The 25,085-nt window shown below is 66.7% G+C and carries 19 protein-coding genes, 2 tRNA genes and 1 other RNA gene; 15 read left to right on the top strand and 7 right to left on the bottom strand.

Features of this window, described 5'->3' with window-relative positions; genetic code table 11:
* Window positions 1-27 precede the first annotated feature (27 nt).
* The 3 genes from FPL11_RS08540 to FPL11_RS08550 all read left to right on the top strand — a co-directional run bounded on the left by FPL11_RS08540 (window position 28) and on the right by FPL11_RS08550 (window position 778).
* A tRNA-Ala gene (locus FPL11_RS08540) sits at window positions 28-103 on the top strand.
* A gap of 184 nt (window positions 104-287) precedes the next feature.
* Window positions 288-364 (top strand) — tRNA-Glu (locus FPL11_RS08545).
* Window positions 365-439: 75 nt separating this feature from the next.
* Window positions 440-778 carry a helix-turn-helix domain-containing protein gene (locus tag FPL11_RS08550; protein ID WP_144348225.1) on the top strand — a complete coding sequence of 113 codons (339 nt, stop codon included), beginning with the start codon at window positions 440-442 and terminating at the stop codon, window positions 776-778.
* Here the strand turns inward: FPL11_RS08550 and FPL11_RS08555 are convergent.
* Window positions 755-2,113 carry a TrpB-like pyridoxal phosphate-dependent enzyme gene (locus tag FPL11_RS08555; protein ID WP_144348226.1) on the bottom strand — a complete coding sequence of 453 codons (1,359 nt, stop codon included), beginning with the start codon at window positions 2,111-2,113 and terminating at the stop codon, window positions 755-757. The genes FPL11_RS08550 and FPL11_RS08555 overlap by 24 nt on opposite strands.
* Window positions 2,114-2,267: 154 nt before the next feature.
* On the opposite strand from FPL11_RS08555, the gene lon reads away from it, so the two are divergent.
* Window positions 2,268-4,667, top strand: coding sequence for an endopeptidase La (lon, locus tag FPL11_RS08560; RefSeq protein ID WP_144348227.1), 2,400 nt, complete (start codon window positions 2,268-2,270; stop codon window positions 4,665-4,667).
* A gap of 6 nt (window positions 4,668-4,673) precedes the next feature.
* On the opposite strand, the gene mdoH is transcribed toward lon, so the two are convergent.
* A complete protein-coding gene (gene mdoH, locus FPL11_RS08565) occupies window positions 4,674-6,572 on the bottom strand; it encodes a glucans biosynthesis glucosyltransferase MdoH (protein ID WP_159308487.1) in 1,899 nt (632 codons plus the stop codon).
* 36 nt (window positions 6,573-6,608) lie between these two features.
* Here mdoH and FPL11_RS10110 point away from each other — a divergent pair, with 36 nt between their 5' ends.
* Window positions 6,609-8,216, top strand: coding sequence for an alkaline phosphatase family protein (locus FPL11_RS10110; protein WP_159308486.1), 1,608 nt, complete (start codon window positions 6,609-6,611; stop codon window positions 8,214-8,216).
* Window positions 8,203-9,381, top strand: a complete 1,179-nt coding sequence (locus tag FPL11_RS08570) for an FAD-dependent monooxygenase (RefSeq protein WP_159308485.1) — start codon at window positions 8,203-8,205, stop codon at window positions 9,379-9,381. The genes FPL11_RS10110 and FPL11_RS08570 overlap by 14 nt, the downstream gene beginning before the upstream one ends.
* Here FPL11_RS08570 and chrA read toward each other — a convergent pair.
* Complete coding sequence (chrA, locus tag FPL11_RS08575) at window positions 9,360-10,532, bottom strand: chromate efflux transporter (protein WP_144348230.1); 1,173 nt, start codon at window positions 10,530-10,532, stop codon at window positions 9,360-9,362. The two genes, FPL11_RS08570 and chrA, sit on opposite strands and share 22 nt — an antisense overlap.
* Window positions 10,533-10,593: 61 nt before the next feature.
* On the opposite strand from chrA, the gene ffs reads away from it, so the two are divergent.
* The 6 genes from ffs (at window position 10,594) to FPL11_RS08605 (ending at window position 15,516) form a co-directional block, all read left to right on the top strand.
* Window positions 10,594-10,690: signal recognition particle sRNA small type (gene ffs / locus FPL11_RS08580), an RNA gene on the top strand.
* A gap of 45 nt (window positions 10,691-10,735) precedes the next feature.
* Window positions 10,736-12,352, top strand: a complete 1,617-nt coding sequence (gene dnaX, locus FPL11_RS08585; protein WP_144348231.1) for a DNA polymerase III subunit gamma/tau — start codon at window positions 10,736-10,738, stop codon at window positions 12,350-12,352.
* 3 nt (window positions 12,353-12,355) lie between these two features.
* A complete protein-coding gene (locus tag FPL11_RS08590; protein ID WP_144348232.1) occupies window positions 12,356-12,676 on the top strand; it encodes a YbaB/EbfC family nucleoid-associated protein in 321 nt (106 codons plus the stop codon).
* A gap of 13 nt (window positions 12,677-12,689) precedes the next feature.
* Window positions 12,690-13,289, top strand: coding sequence for a recombination mediator RecR (gene recR / locus FPL11_RS08595; RefSeq protein ID WP_069133949.1), 600 nt, complete (start codon window positions 12,690-12,692; stop codon window positions 13,287-13,289).
* A gap of 116 nt (window positions 13,290-13,405) precedes the next feature.
* A complete protein-coding gene (locus FPL11_RS08600; protein ID WP_144348233.1) occupies window positions 13,406-13,825 on the top strand; it encodes a universal stress protein in 420 nt (139 codons plus the stop codon).
* A gap of 38 nt (window positions 13,826-13,863) precedes the next feature.
* Window positions 13,864-15,516, top strand: coding sequence for a BCCT family transporter (locus tag FPL11_RS08605; RefSeq protein ID WP_144348234.1), 1,653 nt, complete (start codon window positions 13,864-13,866; stop codon window positions 15,514-15,516).
* Here FPL11_RS08605 and FPL11_RS08610 read toward each other — a convergent pair.
* From FPL11_RS08610 to FPL11_RS08625, 4 genes are all read right to left on the bottom strand, one after another.
* Window positions 15,513-16,226: a 3'-5' exonuclease gene (locus FPL11_RS08610; protein ID WP_235013456.1), complete on the bottom strand. Its 714-nt coding sequence runs from the start codon at window positions 16,224-16,226 to the stop codon at window positions 15,513-15,515. The genes FPL11_RS08605 and FPL11_RS08610 overlap by 4 nt on opposite strands.
* A gap of 2 nt (window positions 16,227-16,228) precedes the next feature.
* Window positions 16,229-18,148, bottom strand: a complete 1,920-nt coding sequence (locus tag FPL11_RS08615) for a DUF294 nucleotidyltransferase-like domain-containing protein (protein WP_144348235.1) — start codon at window positions 18,146-18,148, stop codon at window positions 16,229-16,231.
* Window positions 18,149-18,163: 15 nt separating this feature from the next.
* Window positions 18,164-19,150 (bottom strand): HTH-type transcriptional regulator CysB, encoded by a 987-nt coding sequence (cysB, locus tag FPL11_RS08620; protein ID WP_144348236.1) that lies wholly within the window; start codon window positions 19,148-19,150, stop codon window positions 18,164-18,166.
* A 110-nt stretch (window positions 19,151-19,260) separates the two neighbouring features.
* Complete coding sequence (locus FPL11_RS08625) at window positions 19,261-19,944, bottom strand: Bax inhibitor-1/YccA family protein (RefSeq protein WP_069133955.1); 684 nt, start codon at window positions 19,942-19,944, stop codon at window positions 19,261-19,263.
* Between the two features lie 178 nt (window positions 19,945-20,122).
* Here FPL11_RS08625 and thrH point away from each other — a divergent pair, with 178 nt between their 5' ends.
* The 3 genes from thrH to hrpA are packed head-to-tail and all read left to right on the top strand — an operon-like array spanning window position 20,123 to window position 25,048.
* Window positions 20,123-20,731 carry a bifunctional phosphoserine phosphatase/homoserine phosphotransferase ThrH gene (gene thrH, locus FPL11_RS08630; RefSeq protein ID WP_144348237.1) on the top strand — a complete coding sequence of 203 codons (609 nt, stop codon included), beginning with the start codon at window positions 20,123-20,125 and terminating at the stop codon, window positions 20,729-20,731.
* Complete coding sequence (locus tag FPL11_RS08635; protein WP_144348238.1) at window positions 20,728-21,315, top strand: metallophosphoesterase family protein; 588 nt, start codon at window positions 20,728-20,730, stop codon at window positions 21,313-21,315. The genes thrH and FPL11_RS08635 overlap by 4 nt, the downstream gene beginning before the upstream one ends.
* Complete coding sequence (gene hrpA / locus FPL11_RS08640) at window positions 21,308-25,048, top strand: ATP-dependent RNA helicase HrpA (protein WP_144348239.1); 3,741 nt, start codon at window positions 21,308-21,310, stop codon at window positions 25,046-25,048. Before FPL11_RS08635 ends, hrpA begins: the two co-directional genes overlap by 8 nt.
* Window positions 25,049-25,085 lie beyond the last annotated feature (37 nt).

Raw genomic sequence — 25,085 nt, forward strand, 5'->3', positions numbered from 1 at the left:
ATTCCTAAACTCTCGCTCGTTGATTCAGGGGCCATAGCTCAGCCGGGAGAGCGCCTGCATGGCATGCAGGAGGTCGGCGGTTCGATCCCGCCTGGCTCCACCAATCTCTCCGCGCATCAATGTTTCCCGCAGTGCTTTATTCATCTCCGATTCTGGGGATTCATTCCTACGCTTCTGCCTGCGCCTCTTCTTTGAGGTTAACCGACGGCGTCCTTCACGGGATCTTGCACTGTTCTGCCTTGACGCAGACCCGCTTTCTGCTATTATTCGCGTCGTCTTCAGGACGTGTCCCCATCGTCTAGACGGCCTAGGACACCACCCTTTCAAGGTGGCGACACGGGTTCGAATCCCGTTGGGGACGCCATTTCCTCGCCTGCTCCACGTCACACTCCTGTCATGTATCCGGCGGCATAATCCGGAAAACATCAGGAGACGGCCCGTGACTAAAGCCCATTCCCGAACCGAGACACTGCGCGGCGTGGACTTCCATCGCATCATCAGCGACGGGGATCGCCTGCGTATGCTGACCTGTCTGCATCATGCCGGTGAGCTCAAGGCCGACGAACTCGCCCGGGTCATGCCTCAGCCGCCTGCCGATACCCGCCAGATGCTGGGTGATCTGGCGGCTCGGGGATTGCTGGCGGCCCGTCACCAGTATCCGGACATACACTATCGCCTGGCGGATGATCTGCCCGTGTGGGTGACCATCGCCCTGGGCGCGGCCAATGACTGGAACGGCACCGGCCGTGCCGGGCTACACGCCGGGCAGCCCCGATAGCGCCATCGACTGCTCGGCCATCTGCTCGGGCTCGTCTTCGAGCCTGCCGGCGAGATAGTCGGTGTAGGCCTGCATATCGAAATGGCCATGCCCGCAGAGGTTGAATAGCAGCGCCTTCGACTCGCCGGACTCACGGCAGGCGATTGCCTCGTCGATGGTCGCCTTGACCGCGTGATTGGCCTCGGGTGCCGGGATGATCCCCTCCGCCCGGGCAAAGGTCAGACCAGCGGCAAAGCAGTCGAGCTGGCCATAAGCGCGCGGCTGGATGTAGCCGAGATCGGTGAGGTGGCTGATCTGTGGCGCCATGCCATGGTATCGGAGCCCACCGGCATGAAAGCCCGGGGGCATGAAGGCCGAGCCGAGGGTGTGCATCTTGGTCAATGGCGTCAGATGGCCGGTATCGCCCCAGTCATAGGCAAATCGACCCTTGGTCAGGGTGGGGCAGGCGGCCGGTTCCACTGCGATGAACTCGGTCGCCGGCCCGCCTCGCAGCCGCTCGCCGAGAAACGGAAAGGCAATGCCCGCAAAATTCGATCCACCCCCGGTGCAGCCAATGACCTTATCCGGGTAATCATCCACCTGCTCGAGCTGCCGCTGGGTTTCCAGGCCCGACACGGTCTGATGCAGCAAGACATGATTGAGCACGCTGCCCAGGGCGTATTTTGTGTCATCGCGCTGGGCGGCCAGTTCGACGGCTTCACTGATGGCGATGCCAAGGCTACCAGTGGCGTCGGGCCGTTCAGCCAGGACGGCGCGGCCGGCTGCCGTGGTGTCGCTGGGGCTGGCGATGCAGTGCGCGCCGAAGCTCTCCATGAAGGCCCGGCGGTAGGGCTTTTGGTTGAAGCTCACCTTGACCATGAATACTTCAATGTCCAGGTCGAACATCGCCCCGGCGAGTGCCAGTGACGACCCCCACTGACCCGCGCCGGTTTCGGTGGTGATGCGTCTGACGCCCTCGGCCTTATTATAGAACGCCTGGGCGATGGCGGTATTGGGCTTGTGGCTGCCGGCGGGGCTGACGCCCTCATACTTGTAGTAAATGCGGGCCGGGGTGCCCAGCGCCTTTTCCAGCCGACGTGCCCGGTACAGCGGCGAGGGACGCCACTGGCGGTAGACATCGCGGACCGGCGTCGGGATCTCGATCTCGCGCTCGGTGCTCATCTCCTGTTCGATGACCGCCTGCGGGAAGATCGGCGCCAGATCATCCGGCCCCACCGGGGCATAGTTGTCGGGCCGCAGCACAGGGGCCATCGGGGCCGGCAGGTCAGCGTTGATGTTGTACCAATGCCGGGGGATCCCGGTCTCGGGCAATGTGATCTTGACGGTCTCGTCCATCGCTTGGGCATCCCTTGAATCAGTGATCCGTAGAGCGCCAAGGGTACCATTGCGATGGCTCTGCGTGCCCGGTGGATGACTTGAATCCGCCGCCGGCAGCCTCCACTTCTGACCGTGTTACCCGGCAAGTGGCCGGCGATCTTCGGAGGTATCCATGCAGACTCTTGAAAACGAGGGCGTTGAGCCGTCCCGCAGTCTGGTCATCCCGCGGCTTCCTGACGACGCGATGATCCTGCTGCCCATCCGCAACATGGTGCTGTTTCCGAACATGCTGGTGCCCGTGGGGATCGGTCGCGCGCGATCGATCCTCGCCGCGCGCCAGGCGGCGCAGAACGAGCAGCCCATGGGCGTGGTCATGCAGCGGGATGCCAGCGTGGAGGAACCCGGTCCCGATGACCTGCATGAGGTCGGCACGGTGGCCAACGTCATGCGGTTCGTGAACGGCAATGAGGGGCACCATCACCTGGTCCTGCAGGGCGAACAGCGCTTCCGCGTCATCGAGCACCTGCACGGCTATCCGTTTCCGGTGGCGCGGGTCGAGCGCATCGCCGAGGAACAGCCCGTGGGGCAGACCGTGGATGCCCACATGGTCGCGCTGCGCGACAAGGCGCTCGAGGCGCTCGAGCTCCTGCCACAGGCACCCCAGGAGCTGGCTGGGGCATTATCCAGCATCAAGGAGCCCGGTGCGCTCGCCGACACCGTCGCGGGCTATCTTGACCTCGAGAGTGCCGATCGCCAGGAGTTGCTGGAGACACTCGATATTGAGACGCGTCTCGAGCGGGTGCTGACACTGGTCGACTATCGCGTTGAGGTGCTCAAGCTCTCGCAGAAAATCAGCGAGCGTACCCACGAGACAATGTCCGAGCGCCAGCGTGAGGCACTGCTGCGCGAACAGTTGCGCTCGATCCGCGAGGAGCTGGGCGAGAGCGATGACAAGGGCGAGGAGATCCGCGAGCTCGAGGCCCGCATCGATGCGCTGCAGATGCCCGAGGCCGTTGACGAGCAGGCGCGCAAGGAGCTCAAGCGCCTCGAGCGGATGCCCGAGGGTGCCGGCGAGTATTCGATGGTGCGTACCTATCTTGACTGGCTGCTTGAGCTGCCCTGGTCCACCACGCGGCCCGAGGACATTGATATCGCCCGGGCCCGGGAGATCCTCGACACCGATCACTACGGCCTTGAGCCGGTGAAGCGGCGCATCCTCGAGCATCTGGCGGTGCGCAAGCTCAACCCCGAGGGGCGCAGCCCGATTCTCTGCCTCGTCGGGCCGCCCGGCGTGGGCAAGACCTCTCTGGGGCAGAGCATCGCCCGCGCCACGGGTCGCGACTTTGTGCGCTCGAGCCTGGGCGGTGTCCACGATGAGGCCGAGATCCGCGGGCATCGACGCACCTATCTGGGGGCGCTCCCGGGCAAGGTGGTCCAGAGCCTGCACAAGGCGGGGTCACGCAATCCAGTGCTGATGCTCGATGAGATGGACAAGCTCGGCGGCGGCATCCAGGGCGATCCGTCGGCGGCGCTGCTGGAAGTGCTGGACCCGGCGCAGAACGGGACCTTTCAGGACAACTATCTCGGCGTCCCCTTTGATCTGACCGGCGTGCTTTTCATCGCCACCGCCAACGTCCCCGATCAGATACCGGCGCCGCTGCGCGACCGCATGGAGATGATCGAGATCCCGGGCTATACCCAGGAGGAGAAAGCGGAAATCGCGCGGCGTTATCTGCTGGACCGCCAGCTCGAGGCGGCCGGCGTGACCCGCGGGCAGCTCGAGCTGACCGATGCGGCAATTGACCGGGTCATCGCGGAATACACCCGCGAGGCCGGCTGCCGGCAGCTGGAGCGCGAGCTGGGCGCCATCGTGCGGCATTTTGCGGTGCAGTTCGCCGAGGGCACCGCCGAGCAGGCACGGGTGGACGCCGATGCCGTCGCGACCGTGCTGGGCGCGCCGAAGTTCGAGGGCGAAACGGCCATGCGGACCAGCGTCCCGGGGGTCGCCACCGGGCTGGCCTGGACGCCGGTGGGCGGAGATATCCTGTTCATCGAGGCGAATCGCTATGCCGGTAACGGCAAGCTGGTGCTGACCGGTCAGCAGGGCGATGTCATGAAAGAGAGTGCCCAGACGGCGCTCAGCCTGATCAAGGCGCGCGCGGACGAGCTGGGGATCGACTCCACGGCATTCTCCAGCGATGACATCCATGTCCACCTGCCGGCCGGGGCCATCCCCAAGGACGGGCCAAGTGCCGGTGTGGCGATGTACAGCGCGCTGGTCTCGCTGGTGACCGGGCGGTGTGTTCGCGAAGACGTCGCGATGACCGGCGAGATCACCCTGCGCGGTCTGGTGCTGCCGGTGGGCGGTATCAAGGAAAAGGTGCTGGCGGCGCGTCGGGCCGGCATTCACACGGTGCTGCTGCCGGCCCGGAACCGCAAGGACTACGAGGACATCCCCGAGTCCGCCCGTCAGGACATGACCTTCCACTGGCTTGAGCACGTCGGCGAGGCCACCGCGCTCGCCCTGCGCGAGACGTCGCCCGGTGAGGCGGCGACCCAGGCTTCGGCCTGAGTCGGTTCAGGCCCGGCCTGCCGGGATAGACAGCGGCTGCAGCGGCATGGGTCGATAATCCTCGGCCGGTGGCGGGCAGACGCTGGCCGCTGAAGGCCGTGGTGACCGGCCCACAGCGATCGGGTTGACGGGCACCAGCCGGCGCGACTCCGCCGGGGTCGCCGGCAGCCATGCCGGCGCCAGGAGGCTGGTCACCTGCAGGAATAGCGGAAATAGCAGGGGTCCCGCCAGCGCCGGCAGCAGCCACGGCAGCAGTGACGGCGCCCCCATGGCGACGGTCAGGCCGACGGTCAGCGCCCCGGCCGCAATGGGCGTGCCCAACCGCCACGCCTCACGCGCCGGGATGCGCCGCCGGCCGCGCAGCGAGGTATCCCAGCGGGCCGGGCGTCCGGCCAGGATGCGCAGGATGAAGCCGCTGTAGAGCACCATCATGAGGGGGGATCGGAGAATGCCGAAGCCCAGCTCCAGAAGGCTGCCACGCAGCAGCGACCAGCGCCGGCCGTATCCGCGTTGCTCCCGGGTGGCAAGGGCGATGCCGATCAGCCGCGGCAGAAACAGAACCATCAGGCTCAGGCCGATCAGCGGCACAACGGTGTCGGGCCGTGTGGTGGCGGCGTTCACCCAGCGCCCCTGATCCGGGGAGACCACCGCGTCGAGGATGCCGGCGCTGATCATCAGCAGCCACAGCGGCGCGGTCAGGTAGGCGAGCCCGCCGAGCAGAAAATTCAGCCGCGTGACGGGTCGCCAGCCGCGCCCGGTCAGCAGGCGCAGATGCTGGAGATTCCCCTGGCACCAGCGCCGCTCGCGTTTGAGATCGTCGATGAAATTGCCGGGCATGCCCTCGAAGCTGCCGCCGATTTCGGGGAGGACGTAAACGCTGCGGCCCGCCCGGCGCATCAGCCCGGCCTCGACATAGTCGTGACTCATGATGTCGCCGCCCAGGGGCGGCCGGCCGGGGAGCGGCGAGAGTCCGCAGCAGGCCTTGAAATCGGCGATGCGGATGATCGCGTTGTGGCCCCAGTAGTTCGTGCTGTTGCCTTGCCAGAAGGCCAGGCCGTTGGCGATGTGACGGGCATGGAGGCTGGCCGCGAGCTGCTGGAATCGGCCCAGCACCGTGCGCTGGCCGACTGGCAGCGGGACCGTCTGGATGATGCCCGCCTGGGGGTTGGCGACCATGCGGCGCACCAGGGTGAGCAGGGCCTCGCCGGTCATGCGGCTGTCGGCGTCCAGCACCACCATGAACTCGTAGCCGGCGCCCCAGCGCTCGCAGAAGTCCCGGATGTTCCCCGGCTTGCGGCCGGTGTTCTCATCACGGGCCCGATAGTAGAGCCCGGGCCCCGTCGGGAATCGACGCTGCAGTCGGGCCATCGCCTCGCGCTCACGCTCGCGCTGGGCTGGATCGTTGCTGTCGCTGAGCAGAAAACAGTCGAACGCTTCGCTTTGACCGGTGTCCTGCAGGGACTGCAATGTCGATATCAGGCAGTGCACGACGTCGCCCATGTCTTCGTTATAGGCCGGCATCACCAGTGCGGTCCGCGCCAACGGGGGCGCGTCCTCGGCCGCAGGGGCGCCGCGCTGCAGGGTGACTGGATGCCGACCGGACAGCCGCAGGGCAATACCGGCCATCATGGTCCAGAATGCAATGCACGAGAACCCGAAGGTGACCGAGAAGGCCGCAATGACCAGCCCCTCCAGCGCATCAATGCCGCCGCCGCCGAGCAGCGCGGCGAGCCAGTGGATCCCCAGTGCCGTGGTTGCCATGGCGAGCGCCGCCATGACGCCGCGCCGCAGTGGCAGGGCGGGTTCGGTCAGTGTCCAGCTCGATGGTTGGATGGCCTCGCTCCTGTGCTGCATCAACACCCTCCTCGATAGGGCGTCGACAGTGCCACGGGGTGGAAGTTGCACCGACGCGGCGAGTCGTCGGATGGGACGGTGGCCCGGATGATGCGCCCGGTCGTGGCGGGGCTGCTCATCGCGCTGGGTATCAACCTGCTGCTGGTGGTGCCCGAGTGGTGGATGCCTTATACGCAGTTCCCATCGCCGTGGCTGGCGGCGGAGACCCTGATCGCGCTCGGCATCATCTGGAGCCTGCCGGTGGCGCTGGCACGCGGCGTTGCGCCCATGCTCAGCTCCGTGATTCTGGTGGCGGTGGCTCTTGCGCTGTCGGATCTGGGCACCGGCTGGGCGCTGGGCCGGCCCATGAATCTTCTCATCGATATCCCGCTCGCCACCTCGGTCGAGCACCTGCTGCGGGGTGCCATCGGTGCGCCGCTGGCCTGGCTGACATTGGTTCTGGCGGCGCTGGCCGTGGTGGGTGTCTTTGCCCTGCTGGCGCGGACACTGCGACGCGGGATCCCACCGCGGGGCGCCTGGCGGCTGCGCACGGTGGGTTTGCTGGTATTGGTCGCCGGATTGCTGCTGCAGCACCACCGGGATATGCCGGCAATCGATCGCGCGGTGGATGCGCCGGCGGTCATCCGCTTCAACGACCAGACCCACCGGGTGCTGGAAACGGCCCGTGAGCGCCAGCGATTCGCCGATGCACTGCGGCGTACACCGGACCCGGTCGCCCCATCACTTGATCGACTGGCCGGACGCGATGTGATTCTTGGTTTCATCGAGTCCTACGGCACCGTCATGCTCGATGACCCGCGGTATCGCGCCACCGGGCGGGCGGCGCTCGAGCACTTCGGCGAGTCGCTGGACGCCGCCGGTCTTGCCGTGGTGACCGGGCGTTTCGAGTCGCCCGTACAGGGCGGGCAGTCGTGGCTCGCCCATGGCACCGTGCTGAGCGGGCATTGGATGAACAATCAGATCCGTTATGACCTGTTCCTGAATGCCGAGCGGCCATCGCTGATCGAGGATTTCGATCGCGCCGGTTATCAGACCGTGGCCCTGATGCCGGCCATCACCGATCCATGGCCCGCCGGCGGGCAATGGGGCTATGACCGCATCGACGATTATGCGCGCATCGACTACGCCGGCCCCTCGCTCAACTGGGTGACCATGCCGGATCAGTACACCTGGCATTACCTGCAGTCGGCGATCCGCGAGGCAACCCCCGAGCCGGTGTTTGCCGAGGTGGCGCTGATCAGCAGCCACGCGCCGTGGACGCCGATCCTGCCGATCCTCGACTGGGCGCGGATTGGCGACGGGGCCGTCTTTGAGCGCTGGGCCGATGCCGGGCCGCCCCCCGGCGAGGTCTGGAGCGAGGGGGCGCGCATCCGTGATCATTACCAGCGGGCGGTGGATTACGCCCTTCGCACCGCCGGCGAGTGGGCCGGACGGTCTCTGGGTGATGGGGTGCTGATCCTGCTGGGTGACCATCAGCCGGCGCCGCTGATCACGGGTGACTCCACCTCGCGCACGGTGCCGGTGCATGTGGTCGCCCGCGATCCGGCGCTGCTCGAGGGTTTCGAATCGCTGGGATTCCGTGCCGGTCTGGAGCCCGGCCCGTCGACGGCGGGAACGCTGGCGGATCTGCGCGCTAGAATACTCAGTGTGTTTTCCAACCCCGGACAAGGGAGTCGTTCCAATGAACAGCAATGATGTGCTGGTGGTCGGCGGTGGCATGGTCGGCGCCGCGGTTGCGGTGGATCTCGGCCGTCGTGGCATCCCGGTGCGGCTGCTCGAGGCCCGTCCGGCGACCCGGCCCACGGCCGATGAGCCGCCGCGGCTCCGGGTCTCGGCCCTCAACGGCCGGTCCATCGAGTATCTCCAGTCGCTGGGCGCCTGGCCGGCGCTGGACCAGGCGCGGGTGGCGACCTTTGATGAACTGGCGACCTGGGATATTTCGGCACCGGGACGGCTCGCATTCAGCGCCGATGAGCTGGGTCTGGATCGGTTGGGCGTGTTCGTTGAAAACGACCACCTGCAGGCGGCCCTGTTGGAGACCGCTGCCGGGCTCGAATCGGTGCGGCTGGATGTCCCGGCCCCGACGCTCGACGTACAGCCCGGCACCGATGGCCCGCGGTTAATCCTTGAGGGTGAAGGGGCGTTGACGCCGGCATTGACGGTGGCGGCGGACGGTGCCGGGTCGCGGTTACGGGATGCGGCGGGTATCGGCGTCTGGGAGGGCGATTATCACCAGCACGCCGTGGTCGCGACTGTGCAGCCAAACCCGCCGGCGGGCACCCGGACCTGGCAGCGCTTTACCCCGGATGGCCCGCAGGCACTGCTGCCGCTCGCCGGTGGCGCGGCGTCGCTGGTGTGGTATGTCTCGCCGTCCAAGGCCCGCCTGCTCACCGCGATGAGCGAGGCCGATTTTGTGGATGCCGTGGAAAGCGCCTTCCCGACGGATCTGGGTTTGATCGACCAGGTCTACGGGCGGGGCAGTTTTCCGATCCGCCGGCTGCATGCACAGCGCTACTGGCGCGATCAGCTGGTGCTGGTCGGCGATGCGGCGCATGTGATTCATCCGCTGGCCGGTCAGGGGGTCAACATCGGGCTGCGCGATGCGCGGGCGCTCGCCGGGCAGATTGCCGAGTCGCTGCGCCGGGGGCTGCCGGCGGCGTATCCGACCGGGCTGGCCGCCTACGAGCGCGGACGGCGTCCCGATAATCAGCTGATGCAGTCAGCGATGAGCGCGTTTCATGTCGGCTTCACGGCGCCGCTCGGGCCGCTCGCGCCGGTGCGCGGGCTGGGCCTGCAGATCGCGGGCCATGGTGGCTGGCTGAAGCGCCGGGTGCTGCGCTATGCCATGGAGGGCAGATAGCCGAGGCCGGCGCCGGCCAGTGCACACCCCAGAACCACCGCCCAGGGTGGGGTGCGGGTCAGCGCCAGCGCCAGCAGCGCGACAAGCGCAATGCCGGCATCCGCCACTGAGCCGATGCCGCTGGTGATGACCGGGTCCCAAAGCACCGCGGCCAGCAGCCCCACCACGGCGGCGTTGATGCCGGGCAGTGCGCGGCCCGTCGCCGGGTAGCGGCCGGCCGCCTGCCAGAATGGCAGAAGCCCCACCACCAGCAGCAGTCCGGGCGCAAAGAGCAGGACGGTCGCCAGCATCCCCGTCAGTAAGGGGGCCTGATCGGCGACTCCGGCGCCGACGAACCCGCCAAAGCTGAACAGTGGCCCGGGCAGAGCCTGGGCGGCGCCGTAGCCGGCGAGAAAGCGGTTGGCATCGATCAGGCCCGGCGCCACCAGCCCGCCCTCGAGCAATGGCAGCACCACATGGCCGCCGCCAAACACCAGGGCGCCACTTTGATAGAGCACCGCCCATAACGGGGGAAGGCCGAACGGGCCGACGAGGGCGATCAGTCCCATGCCGAACAGCGCCAGGGCGGCGAGGGCCTGGCGGCGGGTGACGCGCGCGCCCAGATCGGCATGGGCGGATGTCGGGGACGGAAACAGGACCAGGCCCGCCAGGGCCCCGCCGATGATGACCACGAACGGGCCCAGCGCCGCCGGTGCCAGGCTGACCGCCAGGGCGCTCGCCGCGGCAATCCCGACGCGTGGCCAGTCCGGGCAGAGCTGTCGGGCCATGCCATAAAGGGCATGCGCGACCACCGCCACGGCGGCGAGTTTGAGCCCGGTCAGCCAGCCTGCGGAGTCAAACGCGCCGAGGTGCTGCATGCCCATCCCCAGGCCGATCATGATCACCGCCGAGGGCAGGGTGAAACCCAGCCACGCCGCGAGTCCACCAGCAATACCGGCGCGCTCGACACCAATGGCGAAGCCGGTCTGGCTGCTGGTCGGGCCGGGCAGCATCTGACAGAGCGCGAGCAGCTGGCCGTAGGTGGCATCACCCAGCCAGCGCCGGTCGCGCACGAACCAGCGGTGGAAATAGCCGAGATGGGCGACCGGCCCGCCAAAGGCGATCAGCCCCAGGCGCAGGAAGGTGGCGAATATTTCGGTCAGCGGGGTCATGGCGCCGGTCCTTCTGGGTTCGCGCGGGCTGGGGCGGTTTGCTACCATACAATGGCGGTGGCGCTGGTCCCCTCGCGACGATAAACCGTCAACCCCGTCAGGCCCGGAAGGGAGCAGCGGCAGCGGTGGATTCGGGCGCCGGGGTGTGGCTGGCGTCCCCGCCTTTCTCTATTGTCCCCACTCGCCGATGCTATACTCGCAGTATGGGTTATCAGGTACTCGCGCGGAAGTGGCGCCCCCACCGCTTTGACGAAATGGTTGGCCAGGGCCACGTCCTGCGGGCACTCGCCAATGGCCTTGCCAGCGGACGTCTGCACCACGCCTACCTGTTCACCGGCACCCGGGGCGTGGGTAAGACCACGGTGGCGCGGATCCTCGCCAAGTGCCTCAACTGCGAGTCGAAGGGTGTCACCGATGTGCCCTGTGGCGAGTGTGCCGCCTGCGCGGAGATCGACGCCGGCCGTTTCGTGGATCTGATCGAGGTCGATGCCGCCTCCCGCACCAAGGTCGAGGACACCCGCGATCTGCTGGATAATGTCCAGTACGCCCCGACCCGTGGACGCTACAAGATCTACCTGATCGACGAAGTGCATATGCTGTCCACGCACAGCTTCAATGCGCTACTGAAAACCCTCGAAGAGCCCCCGGAGCACGTCAAGTTCCTGCTGGCCACCACCGACCCGCAACGACTGCCCGTCACGGTGCTGTCGCGGTGCCTGCAGTTCAACCTCAAGCCGCTGCTGCCGGACATGATCGCCGGCCAGCTGGAGACCATCGCCCGCCACGAGGGCATCGAGGTGGAAAAGCCGGCCATCGAGCGTCTCGCCCGCGCTGCCGATGGCAGCATGCGCGACGCCCTCAGTCTGGCCGATCAGGCCCTTGCATTCGGCAGCGGTCGGCTGGTCGACGCCGATGTACAGGACATGCTCGGCAGCATCGATCACGACTTTCTGCTCGAACTGCTCGAGCGGCTCGCCGACGGCGATGGCCCCGGCCTGCTGGATACCGTCGCGCGCATGGCAGAGACATCCCCGGATTTTGCCCAGGCGCTGGCTGAGTTGCTGGCCCTGTTGCACCAGCTGTCGCTGGCCCAGACCGTGCCGGCCGTTTTTGATGCCGAGACCACTGACGGGCAGCGCCTGGCCGCGCTGGCCCAGCGGCTGGACGCGGCGTGGGTGCAGCTGCTCTATCAGATCGTGCTGCATGGGCGCCGCGATCTGCCCCTTGCCCCGGATCCGCGCGCCGGCTTCGAGATGGTGCTGCTGCGGATGCTCGCCTTTGAGCCGGACCCCGGTGAGGGCGACACCCGCGGCCCCACCGCAGCGGCTCCGACGGCGCCGGCGGCGCCGGCTCCGGGGTCGGCCCCGGAATCGGCGCCGGCCCCTGCCGCTGAGCCCGCCGCTGAGCCCGCCACCGAGCGCCAGACCCCCACCGGCAATGATGACTGGCATCGCCTGGCGGCGGCGCTGTCACTGAGTGGCATGGCCCAGGCGCTCGCCGATCACTGCGACTGGGTGGCGCGGGACGGCGACCGGGTGACGCTGCAGATCGACGAGGGCCATCGGCATCTGGTCAACGACAACGTCACCGCGCGTCTTGCCGAGGCCCTGTCGCAGCACTTCAATGAGGCGCTGCGGGTGGACGTCCGGGTGGGGCCGGTCAACGCGGAAACCCCCGCCGCCGCCGCGGAGCGTGTGGCGAGCGATCGCCGCGACCGCGCGCGTGAGTCCATCGAGACCGACCCCAATATCGCGGCACTCAAAGCGACCTTTGATGCCGAAGTCATTAGCGAATCCATTCGTCCACGCGATCAGGAGTAATTCATGAAAGGCGGACTCGGCAACATGATGAAGCAGGCCCAGCGCATGCAGGAGGAAATGCAGAAAGCGCAGTCGGAGCTTGCCGAAATGGAAATCACCGGCCAGGCCGGTGGCGGTATGGTCAGCGTCGTCATGACGGGCCGTCATGAGGTGCGGCGCGTTTCCATCGACGAAAGCGTCTATGAAGACCGCGAGATGGTCGAGGATCTGGTCGCCGCCGCCTTCAACGACGCGGCGCAGAAACTTGACCAGGAGACCCAGTCACGCATGGGTGGGCTGACCGAGGGGCTGAACCTGCCGCCGGGCATGAAGATGCCGTTCTAGGCCGGAGCAGCGCATGGCCTATTCCCCGGCGGTCCAGGAGCTCATGGAGGCACTTCGCTGCCTGCCGGGCGTCGGACCCAAGTCGGCACAGCGGATGACGTTCTCGTTGCTGCAGCATGACCGCAGTGCGGCCGGGCGCCTGGCACGGGCGCTGCAGACGGCGGCCGATTCGGTGGGCGAATGCCGGCTGTGCCGCAATCTGACGGAAGCCGATCTCTGCCCGCTGTGTGCCAGCGGACGCCGCGACCCGGGCCTGCTCTGCGTGGTCGAGAACCCCTCCGATGTGCAGGCGCTCGAGGATGCCACCGACTATGGGGGGCTGTACTTCGTCCTCAAGGGCCGGCTGTCGCCGCTGGATGGCATCGGCCCCGGCGAGCTGGGTCTTGAAAGCCTCGAAGCCCGTCTCGCCGCTGGCGAGGTGGGCGAGATCATTCTCGCGGTCAGTCCGACGGTCGAGGGCGAAGCCACGGCCCAATACATTGCCGGCATGGCGGCGGATGCCGGCGTGGACATCGCCCGGATTGCCCACGGTGTTCCCCTAGGCGGCGACCTCGATTATGTCGACGCCGGTACCCTGTCCCACGCCTTTGCCGGCCGCGCCCGATATCGTTGAGTTTTATTGACCCATGGGGTCAGAAATTCAGTAGCAACGGTTGACCCTCCCTCCCAAACTCCTCAACCTCTGGTCCGCTTTGGCGCGATTTCGTGCAGGATGCAAGGAGAAAGTGCATGTTCAAGAAAATCCTGGTCCCGGTGGACCTGGCGCACATCGAGGCGATCCAGCGTGCGCTGTCCACCAGCGCGGACCTTGCCCGCCACTACGGGGCGGAGGTCTGTTACATGGCGGTCACCACCTCCACGCCGGGGACGGTGGCCCGGACCCCCGAAGAGTACGAGCACAAGCTCGAAGCCTTTGCGAGCGGTCAGGAGGCGGTGCACGGGCAGAAAACCTCGTCGCGCTGCATCAACTCCCCCGACCCCACGGCCGACCTGGACGGGTTGATTCTCAAGTCCATTGAAGCGGTCGGCGCGGACCTGGTGGTCATGGCCACCCACCTGCCGAGGCACCTGGATGCCGTCATGCCATCCCACGGTGACCGAATCGCATCCCACACCGATGTGTCCGTCTTTCTGGTGCGCCCGGCCTGAGCCGATGTGCGCCCTCGACACCCATCAAGGAGAGAATCGTGAGTGACGAAAACCTCGATGAGCAGAAATCCACCGGCGTTCCGGCACCGGAAGGGCCTTCGGGCCTGATCGATACCGACTACGTCATCGGTCAGGACAACATCGCTGGCAACCGCTTCGGCCTCGAAGTCGATCTGCACGGCAAGGTCTTCACCTTCTCGGGACTGATCATCCTCGCCTTTGTCATCATTACGCTGGCGTTGCAGAACGAGGTGGGTCCGGTCTTTGAAGCGACCCGCGTCTGGCTGACCCAGAACCTCGCCTGGTTCTTTCTTGGTGGCGCGAACATCTTTGTCCTGATCGCCCTGGGGCTGATCTTTACGCCGCTGGCCAACGTCCGGCTGGGCGGTGCCCACGCGACACCCGATTTCAGCTATGCGGGCTGGTTCGCGATGCTGTTCGCCGCCGGCATGGGCATCGGCCTGATGTACTTCGGCGTCTCCGAGCCTCTCGGACATTTCGAAAAGGCCATACAAGGCACCAGCATGGAAGGCGGCGTCCGCACCGACTGGGCCCCCCTGGGCGCGGCGGCTGGCGATCAGAACGCCGCCATTTCGCTGGGTATGGCGGCAACGATTTTCCACTGGGGGCTGCACCCCTGGGGTATCTACGCCGTGGTGGCGCTGGCGCTGGCACTGTTCTCGTTCAATAAGGGCCTGCCGCTGACCATGCGCTCGGTGTTCTACCCGATCCTCGGCGAGCGCGTCTGGGGCTGGCCGGGGCATGTGATCGACGTGATCGCCGTGTTCGCGACCCTGTTCGGACTGGCGACATCGCTGGGGCTGGGTGCCCAGCAGGCGACCGTCGGTCTGGGTTACCTGTTTGGCATTCCCTCCGGTGATACCACGATGGTGCTGCTGATCATCGGTATCACCATCATCGCCTTGGGCTCGGTGACGCTGGGCGTCGACAAGGGGGTGCAGCGGCTCTCGCAGCTCAATATGGGGCTTGCCGGCCTGCTGCTGCTGTTCGTGATCGTGGCTGGACCGACGCTGGCGATCGCCACCGGCTTTTTCGAGTATTTGTTCTCGTATGCCAAGAACGTCATCCCGCTTTCCAACCCGATCGGCCGCGAGGACACGAACTTCTCCCAGGGGTGGACGTCGTTCTACTGGGCCTGGTGGATTTCCTGGTCGCCGTTCGTCGGCATGTTCATCGCCCGGGTCAGCCGCGGCCGCACGGTGCGTGAATTCCTGATCGCGGTGCTGGTCATTCCCACGTTGATCTCGGTGCTGTGGATGACGGCACTGGGTGGTACCGCCATTGACCAGGTGGTCAACAAGGGGCTGGAGAGCGTCTCCGAGGCGAGTGGCGATCTGCAGCTCTTTGAGATGCTCTCGAATCTGCCGCTGGGGCTGATCACCTCGAGCCTCGCCATCTTTCTGGTGATCGTCTTCTTTGTGACCTCGTCCGACTCGGGCTCGCTGGTCATTGACGCGATCACCGCCGGCGGCAAGGTCGACTCGCCCAAGCCACAGCGCATGTTCTGGGCGATCATCGAGGGCGCGATCGCCATCGCCCTGCTACTGGGTGGCGGGCTTTCAGCACTGCAGGCCATGGCCCTGTCGGCGGGCTTTCCGCTGACACTGGTGCTGCTGGTGGCCTGCTACTCCATCATCAGGGGACTGATGTCGGAGCCCCGCGCCGCCTAGACCCAGAGCTGGCCCACCGGGGTCGAGCGGCTGTAGTGGTGCTGGATCTGCGCCTGCAGCAGCTCGGCCGTCCCGATCGCATCCAGCACGGCCTGGTGCCCCTCGTAGGGGGGCAGGCCGTAACGGATGCGACTGTCATTGAGGCGGATTGACGCCGGCGACCGGCGCAGGAGCCGGCGCAGGCGGAGCCGCCAGCGACGTCGATGGCGTTTGGCCTCGATCTCCATGGTGTCGATGAGCGGAAACCGGAAGACGCTGCCGGTGCGCTCGCGCACGGCCCGATCCAGAAAGCGCCGCTCCACCGGATGGTAGTGCACCACCGGCAGGCGACCCTGCAGCTCGGCGAGGATCTCTGGCAGCACATCCGCCAGGTCCGGTGCCTGCTCCACCTCCGAATGGGTGATGTGGTGATAGGCGACGGATTCGCCGGAAAAGCCCCGGGGCGGTCGCAGGATCCAGTGCCGGCGGCGGGCGACGGCGATGCCATCCAGCGTGAACGGCACCAGGCCAACGCTGAGGATGCCGTGCTGGCGCGGATCAAGGCCGCTGGTCTCGAGATCAATGGCGACCAGTGGCGTATCACCGATGGCGGCCTCCGGGTTGTCCGGGAACGCCGCATAGAAGTCGCGCAACGCCCGGGTGTCGGCGCGCCGGGCCATCTCCTGCAGCCAGTCATGCCAGCGCGCGTGCGGGTCGGCTTTCAGCCGCACGCCTAGCGGCCACGCTTCTGGAGGCCGCCGGATGGCATCGGGTAGCGGAAACGCAGAAACTTCTGCGCGTCACTCAGGGCACGGAAGGCTTCCTTAATCTCGGCGCGCTGCTTGGCGGGCACGTTGCGGGGTTCGATGTTGTTATCCGGCTCACGCTCCTGCTCGATGTCGAGCACCTGATCGCGCAGGCGCGCGAGGCTCAGCACCTCGAGGGAGTAACTCAGGCGATCGGCCACGCCGGGACCCAGCAGTGAGGTGGTCTTGATATCGGCAAGCCGCTCGAACGAGTTCTGTGCCTGCGACCCACAGGCAAGGGCGTGAATGCGGATGAGATCGGTGAGCGGTGCGGTTCCGCGTCGCTTGACGTTGATCGAGTCGTTCTGTTGACCGTCCTTTTCGGTCACGAATTCGCGGAAAAAACCGATCGGCGGCGTGCGGTTGAGGGCGTTGCGTGACATGGCCGCCAGAAAGGCGGGGCTGTCACCGGCCTCGGTGGCGATCAGCGTCTGCAGGGTCTCGATCAGGCGTTCCTCGCCGTAGAGGTTATCGAGGTCAAAAAAGATATTGCTGTGTAGCAGCCGCTCGGCATTGGGGGCCTGTATCCAGCTGCGGAAATAGCGCTGCCAGACCCATAGCGGCTGGCGCCAGCGCGGGTTGGTGGCCATGATGCCGCCCTTGCAGTAGGCATAGCCACAGGCATCCAATCCGTCGCTCACGCGCTGGGCGAGGGCGGCAAAGTAGTCATCGTGCTGCTGGGGATCAAAGCGGTCATCCAATACCAGCGCATTGTCCTGATCGGTCACCAGGGTCTGCTCATTGCGGGCCATTGAGCCCATGCCCATGAAGGCGTACGGGACCGGTGGCGGTCCGAGCTCGGCTTCGGCCAGCTCCAGGAGGCGGCGGACGAAACTCCGGCCGATGGACGACAGGGCCGTGCCCACGGTGCGTGAGTCGGCGCCCTCGCGAATCAGGCGAACCGCTGCATTGCGGACCTCGGGCAATAATCGGGCAAGTCCCTCGGGATGGCGCTGACTGAAGATGCTCTCAATCAGATAGAGGCTGCTCTGCGTTTCATAACGCACGACGTCCTCGAGCCGGATCACACCAATCGGGCGGCGCCGATGCATCACCGCCAGGTGGTGGACGTTATGCCGAAGCATGGCGAGCATGGCTTCCTGCATGGTTTCGTCCGACTGCACCGCCACGAGCTGCTCGTTGACGATTTCACCGACCGGTGTGTCCACCGGGCGGCCTTCGGCGACGAGGCGGGCGCGGAAATCGGCATCGGTAAGAATGCCCTTGACCTGCCAGAGCGCCCCGTCGGCATCCGCGTAGGTATAGCGCGGGTCATCGCCCTGGGGTTCGACCACCAGCAGCGCGGCCGATGGCTCATCGGCCAGCTGGCGGGCCACGTCGCGGGCGCTTGCGTCGCTCTCGGCGATCAGCGGCTGGCGTGTGACCAGCTTGCGGATCCGCGTGGCCATCCGGTCATTGTTCCGGGTCTGGCTATCAACGCTGGTCCCGGTCCGCGGCCGGCCCAGTTCGATGAAGTCGGCAAAATCGCCGTCGGTTTCGTAGAGCGCATCAAAGCGATCGGCATCGATGGCATAGATCAGCGTGTCTTCGATGGCGATTGCCGGGTACTGGGCGCGTCGGCCCCGCAGCAGGCCGTAGTGGCCGAACAGGCTGCCTTCGCCGAGGCGATCGAACAGGTCGCCGCTGCGCCGGTAGACTTCAACCGCGCCGCTGCGGACATAAAAAAGCGCGGCGATGGGTTGGCCCGAGGCCAGGATCTGCGAGCCCGCCCGGTAGTAACTGATTTCGACATGACTGGCGATGTCGTCGAGCTGATCATCGGTCAGGCCGTCAAATGGCGGGTGTTCGCCCAGGTGACGGCGAATGTCGAGCAGTTCCGGATCCATGCCAATGCCTCCCGATCAGTCTCCGGTCGACTCGAGAACCGGCTCGAGCAGCCGCTCGATGGCCTCGCGCTGTTCGGGCGTGCGTGCCTCGATGGCCTGCTGCACCACCGCCGGGGTGAGGTGCGGGGCGAATGTCTCGATGAACGCGAACATGTAGGCGCGCATGTAGGCACTGCGCCGAAAGCCGATCCGCGTGGTGCTTGCCTCGAACAGGTGGCTCGCGTCCAGCGCGACCAGGCCTTCATCGCGCTGCGGGTCGAATGCCATGCTGGCCATGATGCCAACCCCGAGGCCGAGTTGGACATAGGTCTTGATCACTTCCGAGTCGGTGGCGGTGAAGACCACCTCCGGCGTGAGGCCGTGGGCGGAGAAGGCCGCATCCAGTCTTGATCGCCCGGTAAACCCGAAGACGTAGGTGACGATGGGATGCTCGGCGATGGCCTCGAGGGTCAGGGGCTCGCAGGCGCAGAGCGGATGGCCCTGCGGCACGACGATGCTGCGGTTCCAGCGATAGCAGGGCAGCATCACCAGATCCTCGTAGAGTTCGAGCGCCTCCGTGGCGATGGCGAAGTCGACCTCGCCGGCGGTGGCCATCTCGGCGATCTGCGTGGGTGTGCCCTGATGGAAGTGCAGGCTGACGGCGGGGTAGTGGGCGCGGAAGGCCTGCACTGCCGGGGGCAGCGCGTGGCGGGCCTGGGTATGGGTGGTCGCGATGCTGAGGCTGCCACTCTGGTCGTCGGCAAACTCCGCGGCAATGGACTGAATGCCACGGGTCTCCGCCAGTGTGCGCTCCGCGGCGGCCAGAATCTGATGGCCGGGTCGGGTGAGGCCGGTGAAGTGCTTGCCGCTGCGCTCGAAGATCGGTACGCCGAGTTCCTCCTCGAGCATGCGAATCTGTTTGCTGACCCCGGGCTGCGAGGTGTAGAGCGCATCCGCTGCGGCGGAGACATTTAGGCCGCGGCGCACGACTTCGACGATATAGCGGAGCTGGGTGAGTTTCATGGGCGATAGTCACCAAAGGTATGACGGATGCCCATGATAGACCAAATGGCAATAAAAAACCCCGCCCGATCAGACATCGGACGGGGTCGGGTCAGGCCCGCAGGCCCCGATCAGCGCTCGCCGGCAAACGCCGCGAGCAGCTGCAGCAGACTCAGGAACAGGTTGTAGATCGTCACGTACAGCGTGATCGTCGCCATGATGTAGTTGGTCTCGCCGCCGTTGATGATCTCACTGGTCTGGTAGAGGATCAGGGCGCTCATCAGCACCACAAACGCCGCACTGACCGCCAGCGACAGGGCCGGGATCGAGAACAGCACCGCGACGATGGAGCCGGCGAAGGCCACCAGCACACCCGCGAAGATGAATCCGCGCATGAAGCTGAAATCGCGCTGCGTGGTGAGTGCGTAGGCCGAAAGCCCCAGAAAGATCATGCCGGTGCCGCCCAGCGCCATCATCACCAGCTCGGCGCCGTTGCTGAACGCACCGATGTACAGACTGACGATCGGGCCCAGCGTGAACCCCATGAAGCCGGTCAGCGCGAAGACGCTCGCCAGCCCCCAGACGCTGTTACGCAGCCAGGTGGTCAGGAACAGGAGACCGAAATAGCCACCCAGCACCATCAGCCAGTGCATGGGCGGTGCGTTGGTCGCCATCGCGGTTCCCGCCATGGCGGCGCTGAACAGTAGTGTCAGCGCGAGCAGCGCATAAGTATTGCGCAGCACCTTGTTGGTGGCGAGCACCGACTGGCCGGTGGAGCGGCCGCCGGCGATCGAGGTGCGAAAATCCTGAGCCATCGTTGCTTACCTCCGTTGGATCAATGATGCAACTGCCTTCAATATGTCATTGGATGGTGGCAATGTCACGCAAGTTCAATGCGCTCGTGGAGGCGGATGAGCGGCCACCCGCCGCCTTGCAGCCCATGGCTAAAAACCGTAACGTCCGCGAGCCTGAATCTAGGAGGGATCAACCCCGGTGAATATAGTCTGTCTCGACCTCGAGGGTGTGCTGGTCCCGGAGATATGGATCGACTTTGCGGCGCTGACCGGCATCGACGCCCTCAAGGCGACCACGCGGGACATCGCCGATTACGACGAGCTCATGCGCATGCGCCTGGATACCCTGGCCGCCCACGGGCTGGGCCTGCCCGACATCCAGGCGGTCATCGACCGGATGGAGCCGCTCCCCGGCGCCCGGGCGTTTCTCGACGACCTGCGGTCGCGCTACCAGGTGATCATCCTCTCGGACACCTTCTACGAGTTCGCCCGGCCGCTCATGCGCCAGCTGAACTGGCCGACGCTGTTCTGTCATCAGCTCGAGACCGATGGCAATGGAGACATCACCGGCTATCGGCTGAGGATGCGCGACCACAAGCGTGCGGCCGTCGAGGCCCTGCGCGGGCTGAACTTTGCGGTGGTTGCGGCGGGTGATTCGTTCAACGACACCAGCATGCTCGCGGCTGCCGGGCAGGGTATTTTCTTCTCGGCCCCCGCGAACGTCACCGCGGCGTTCCCGCAGTTCCCCGTGACTGACAGCTATCCGGCCCTGACCGCCGCCATCGACTCGGGCTTTGCCGCGCAATGACTGATCGCTCGGTCCGGGTCGCCATTCTCGCGGATACCCACGGGTTCCTTGATCAGCGCATTGCCGACGAGGTCCGTCGCTGCGACATTGCCCTGCATGCCGGTGATGTCGGTGGCGCGGATGTGCTTTTCGCCATGCAGCCCGAACAGGAAGCCGTGGCGATCCGCGGCAATAACGACGATGCGGCGCACTGGCCCGCGTCCGAGCAGGACATGCTGGCCAGGTTGCCGGAAAACGCCACGGTGGATCTGCCCGGCGGGCGAATCAAGCTCGTCCATGGCGATGACGGCGGCACGATTGACCAGCGCCATCGCCGCTACCGGCAGCAATTTGCCGACTGCCGTGCGGTGGTCTACGGCCACAGTCACCGCCAGTGCGTCGATCAGAGTGCCATGCCCTGGGTGCTGAACCCCGGCGCCGCGGGCCGGACGCGGACCTATGGCGGACCGGGCTGCCTGGTCCTGCAGTGTGACGACGCGCACTGGGATCTTGAGGCCCTGCAGTTTGCGCCGCGCACGGCGCCCCGGACCCGACGCCGCTCGGGCCGCGACGGATCGGAGTCCAACGACGGCCGGAATGGCTGAACACTCCAACGCCCACCCGACGCGTAGTGCTGCGAAGGCCCGGGCCGCCCGGGAGGCGATGACGTTGCGCCCGGATTATGCCCTGGATCTGCCCGTCCTCGAGCATGCCGAGGCCATCAAGGCGGCGGTGCGCGATCATCCCGTGGTCGTGGTCTGCGGCGAGACCGGGTCGGGCAAGAGCACGCAGCTGCCCAAGCTCATGCTCGATCTCGGTCGCGGTATCGACGGGATGATCGCGCATACCCAGCCACGGCGCATTGCCGCCCGCAGCCTCGCCAGCCGTGTGGCTGAAGAGTGTGGGACGAGAGTGGGCAGCGGGGTCGGCTACCGGGTGCGTTTCAGTGACCAGACCGGGCCGGAAACGCGCATCAAGCTGCTCACCGACGGCATGCTGCTCGCCGAAACCCAGGCCGACGATCGGCTTGACGGCTACGACACGGTCATCATCGACGAGGCCCATGAGCGCAGCCTGAACATCGACTTCCTGCTCGGTTACCTCAAGCGCCTCCTGCCCCGACGGCCCGATCTGCGCGTGATCATCACCTCGGCGACCATCGATCCGGCCCGGTTCTCGCAACACTTCGACGATGCCCCGGTGGTGGAGGTCTCGGGACGCACCTACCCGGTGGAGGTCCGCTATCGGCCGCTGGTCGAGCAGTCGGAGGATGAGCGCGAGCGCAGCCTGCGCCAGGGCGTTGTCGAGGCCGTGGATGAGCTCGCGGGCCTCGGCCGCGGCGACGTTCTGGTGTTCCTGCCCGGCGAGCGCGAGATCCGTCAGTGCGCTGAGGCGCTGCGCAAGCATCACCCGCCCCATACCGAGGTGCTGCCCCTGTTCGGGCGCCTGTCCACCGCCGAGCAGCAGCGCGTGTTCGCACCGCACCGTGGCCGGCGGATCGTCCTGTCCACCAACGTCGCCGAAACCTCGCTGACCGTCCCGGGAATCCGCTACGTGGTGGACAGCGGGCTTGCGCGGATCAGCCGCTACAGCTATCGCACCAAGGTCCAGCGCCTGCCGGTCGAGCCGGTCGCACAGTCCAGCGCCGACCAGCGCGCCGGGCGCTGTGGACGTGAGGGGCCGGGCGTGTGCATACGCCTCTACGACGCGGCCGACTTTGAGGCGCGGCCGCGGTTTACCGATCCCGAAATCCTGCGCACCAACCTGGCCTCGGTCATCCTGCAGATGAAGCATTTGCGGCTGGGCGCCATCGAGCGGTTTCCCTTCATCGAGCCGCCGGATCCGCGCTACGTCAAGGACGGGCTCAAGCTGCTCGATGAACTGGGCGCGCTCAACCGCCGCCAGAATCTCTCGCGGCTGGGTCGTCAGCTGGCCCGCCTGCCGGTGGATCCGCGCATCGCGCGCATCCTGCTGGCGGGCGACCGCGAGGGTGCGCTGGATGAGCTGCTGGTGATCGCCGCCGCGCTGTCGGTACAGGATCCCCGTGAGCGGCCCATGGATCGACGCGAGGCGGCCGATGCCGCGCAGTCCGCCTGGCAGGACAAGCGCTCGGATTTTGGCGGACAGCTACGCCTCTGGGCCGCCTATCGGGAGCAGGCCCACCATCTGAGTCGGCGCAAACTCCAGGCCTGGTGCCATGAGCATTTTCTGTCTCATGTGCGCATGCGTGAGTGGGCGGATACCCACGCCCAGCTGCGCGGCCTCGTGCGGGATATGGGGCTCACCGAAAATACCGCGCCGGCACGACCGGTGGCGATCCATCGGGCCCTGCTCAGCGGCTTTCTCTCCAACATCGCCCGGCGCGAGGACGGCGGTGAGTATGTCGGGCCGCGTGGGCTCAAGCTCGCCATTCATCCGAGCTCGGCGGTGGCGCGCCAGCGGCCGCGCTGGATCATGGCCGCGGAGCTTGTCGAAACCAGCCGGGTGTTCGCCCGGGTGGCGGCCGATGTGCGGCCGGAGTGGATCGAACCGCTGGCCGGGCATCTGCTCAAGCGCCGCCATCGCGATCCGTGGTGGGAGGCCGGCAGGGGCAAGGTGTTCGGGCGTGAGGATGCCACCCTCTATGGTCTGCCCATCGTCACCGGGCGCAAGATCGACTATGCGCGCGTGGCCCCGGCGGAGGCCCGGCAGGTGTTCATCCGTGAGGGTCTGCTGGGCGAGCCACCACCGGATCCGCCGGCCTTTCTGCGGGCCAACCAGGACCTGATCGCCGAGGTCGAGACTCTCGAGGCAAAGACCCGGCGCCGTGATGTGCTGGTGGATCACGAGGCACTTGCGGCCTTCTATGACGCGGCCCTGCCGGCCGCGGTGGTGGATGGCCCGAGTCTTGATCGCTGGCTGCGCGACGGCGGCGACGACCGTGCGCTGCGGCTGGATCGCGATCAGTTGATGGCCCGGGGCGTGACCGAGGGGGCGGCCGACTACCCCGACACATTCGATGTCAATGGCGTGCGCCTGCCACTGCGATACGCCTTTACGCCCGGTAGCGAGGTCGATGGCGTCACGGTCTGCATTCCGGTGGCGGCCCTCAACGCGCTTTCGCCGGAGCCCTTCGAGTGGCTGGTGCCCGGCCTGCTCGAGGAAAAGGTGGTCACCCTGATCCGGGCACTGCCCAAGGCGCTGCGACGGCATTTTGTGCCCGTGCCGGATTTTGCCCGTGCGGTTCTCGAGTCACTGCCCACCCGAGAGGGATCATTGGAGGCGGCGGTGCGCGCCGAGCTGCGGCGCATGACCGGGATTGATATCCCTGGCGGCCTGTGGGATGAGCTGGTCCTGCCCGGACATCTGCAAATGCGCTTCGAGGTGCTCGATGAGGCCGGTGCGCTGCTCGACAGCGGTCGTGATCTGCCCGCGCTGCAGCGGTCCTGCGCCGATCATGCGGCGCGCGACTTCCGGGCGCCGGCCGACAGCAGCTTCGAGCGCACCGGGATCACCGACTGGGACATCGGCACGTTGCCGGAGCGGGTGCCTTTCGTGCAGGGCGGGATCGAGCTGCAGGGCTATCCGGCCCTGTGTGCCGAACAGGGCGCGGTGGCCCTGCGCCTGCTTGACGGCCCCGAGCGCGCCGCCATTGCCCATCGCGAGGGTGTTCGCAGTCTCCTGATGAAGCGCTTCGCCCAGCAGGCGCGCCACCTGCGCCGGGGGCTCGAGGGTCTCGATCGCATGGCCATCGACTACCGCGATGTGGGGGACGCCGATGAGTTCAAACGCGGCTTTGTGGCCGCGGTATTCGATCAGGTTTTTCTCGCCGGGACCGTTCCGCGGGACCGGGCCAGCTGGCTCGAAATCTGCGAGCAGGGCCGCACCGCAATCATCCCCCACGGTGAGCAGCTCCGGGATCGGGTCTCTGATATCCTGTCGCGACAAAAGCGGGTGCGCCGGGCACTCAAGGGCAATATCCCGCTGGGCATGATGGACAGCTACCAAGATCTCCGCCAGCAGCTGGACGGGCTGGTGTACCCCGGGTTTCTGCTGGACACCGACCCGGAGCGGCTCGCCGATCTGCCGCGCTATCTGGCGGGAATGGCCCGCCGGCTCGAGCGCCTGCAGCAGGACCCGAACCGTGACGCGGCCGGCCTGGCGGCGATCCAGCCGCATCAGCGCCGGCTCGACGAGGCGCTGGCGCGTCATGCCCGACGGGCCATCCGTGACCCGGCCCTGGCGCAGGTCCGGTGGCTGGTGGAGGAGTACCGCATCTCGCTGTTTGCCCAGGATTTGGGCACCCGCGAGCGGGTATCGGAAAAACGCCTGGCCCGCGCCTGGGAAGCCGTGCGCTGAGCCGCCAGGCCAATCGACAGTCAACAAGAGGAACACC

It is taken from the genome of Spiribacter aquaticus, assembly GCF_007625215.1.
Taxonomy (GTDB): domain Bacteria; phylum Pseudomonadota; class Gammaproteobacteria; order Nitrococcales; family Nitrococcaceae; genus Spiribacter; species Spiribacter roseus.

Excerpts from the sequence above, each read along its gene's own strand:
- FPL11_RS08555 (WP_144348226.1), bottom strand. The coding sequence starts at position 2,113 with ATGGACGAGACCGTCAAGATCACATTGCCCGAGACCGGGATCCCCCGG.
- lon (WP_144348227.1), top strand. The coding sequence starts at position 2,268 with ATGCAGACTCTTGAAAACGAGGGCGTTGAGCCGTCCCGCAGTCTGGTC.
- FPL11_RS10110 (WP_159308486.1), top strand. The coding sequence starts at position 6,609 with ATGATGCGCCCGGTCGTGGCGGGGCTGCTCATCGCGCTGGGTATCAAC.
- FPL11_RS08570 (WP_159308485.1), top strand. The coding sequence starts at position 8,203 with ATGAACAGCAATGATGTGCTGGTGGTCGGCGGTGGCATGGTCGGCGCC.
- chrA (WP_144348230.1), bottom strand. The coding sequence starts at position 10,532 with ATGACCCCGCTGACCGAAATATTCGCCACCTTCCTGCGCCTGGGGCTG.
- dnaX (WP_144348231.1), top strand. The coding sequence starts at position 10,736 with ATGGGTTATCAGGTACTCGCGCGGAAGTGGCGCCCCCACCGCTTTGAC.
- FPL11_RS08590 (WP_144348232.1), top strand. The coding sequence starts at position 12,356 with ATGAAAGGCGGACTCGGCAACATGATGAAGCAGGCCCAGCGCATGCAG.
- recR (WP_069133949.1), top strand. The coding sequence starts at position 12,690 with ATGGCCTATTCCCCGGCGGTCCAGGAGCTCATGGAGGCACTTCGCTGC.
- FPL11_RS08600 (WP_144348233.1), top strand. The coding sequence starts at position 13,406 with ATGTTCAAGAAAATCCTGGTCCCGGTGGACCTGGCGCACATCGAGGCG.
- FPL11_RS08615 (WP_144348235.1), bottom strand. The coding sequence starts at position 18,148 with ATGGATCCGGAACTGCTCGACATTCGCCGTCACCTGGGCGAACACCCG.
- cysB (WP_144348236.1), bottom strand. The coding sequence starts at position 19,150 with ATGAAACTCACCCAGCTCCGCTATATCGTCGAAGTCGTGCGCCGCGGC.
- FPL11_RS08625 (WP_069133955.1), bottom strand. The coding sequence starts at position 19,944 with ATGGCTCAGGATTTTCGCACCTCGATCGCCGGCGGCCGCTCCACCGGC.
- FPL11_RS08635 (WP_144348238.1), top strand. The coding sequence starts at position 20,728 with ATGACTGATCGCTCGGTCCGGGTCGCCATTCTCGCGGATACCCACGGG.
- hrpA (WP_144348239.1), top strand. The coding sequence starts at position 21,308 with ATGGCTGAACACTCCAACGCCCACCCGACGCGTAGTGCTGCGAAGGCC.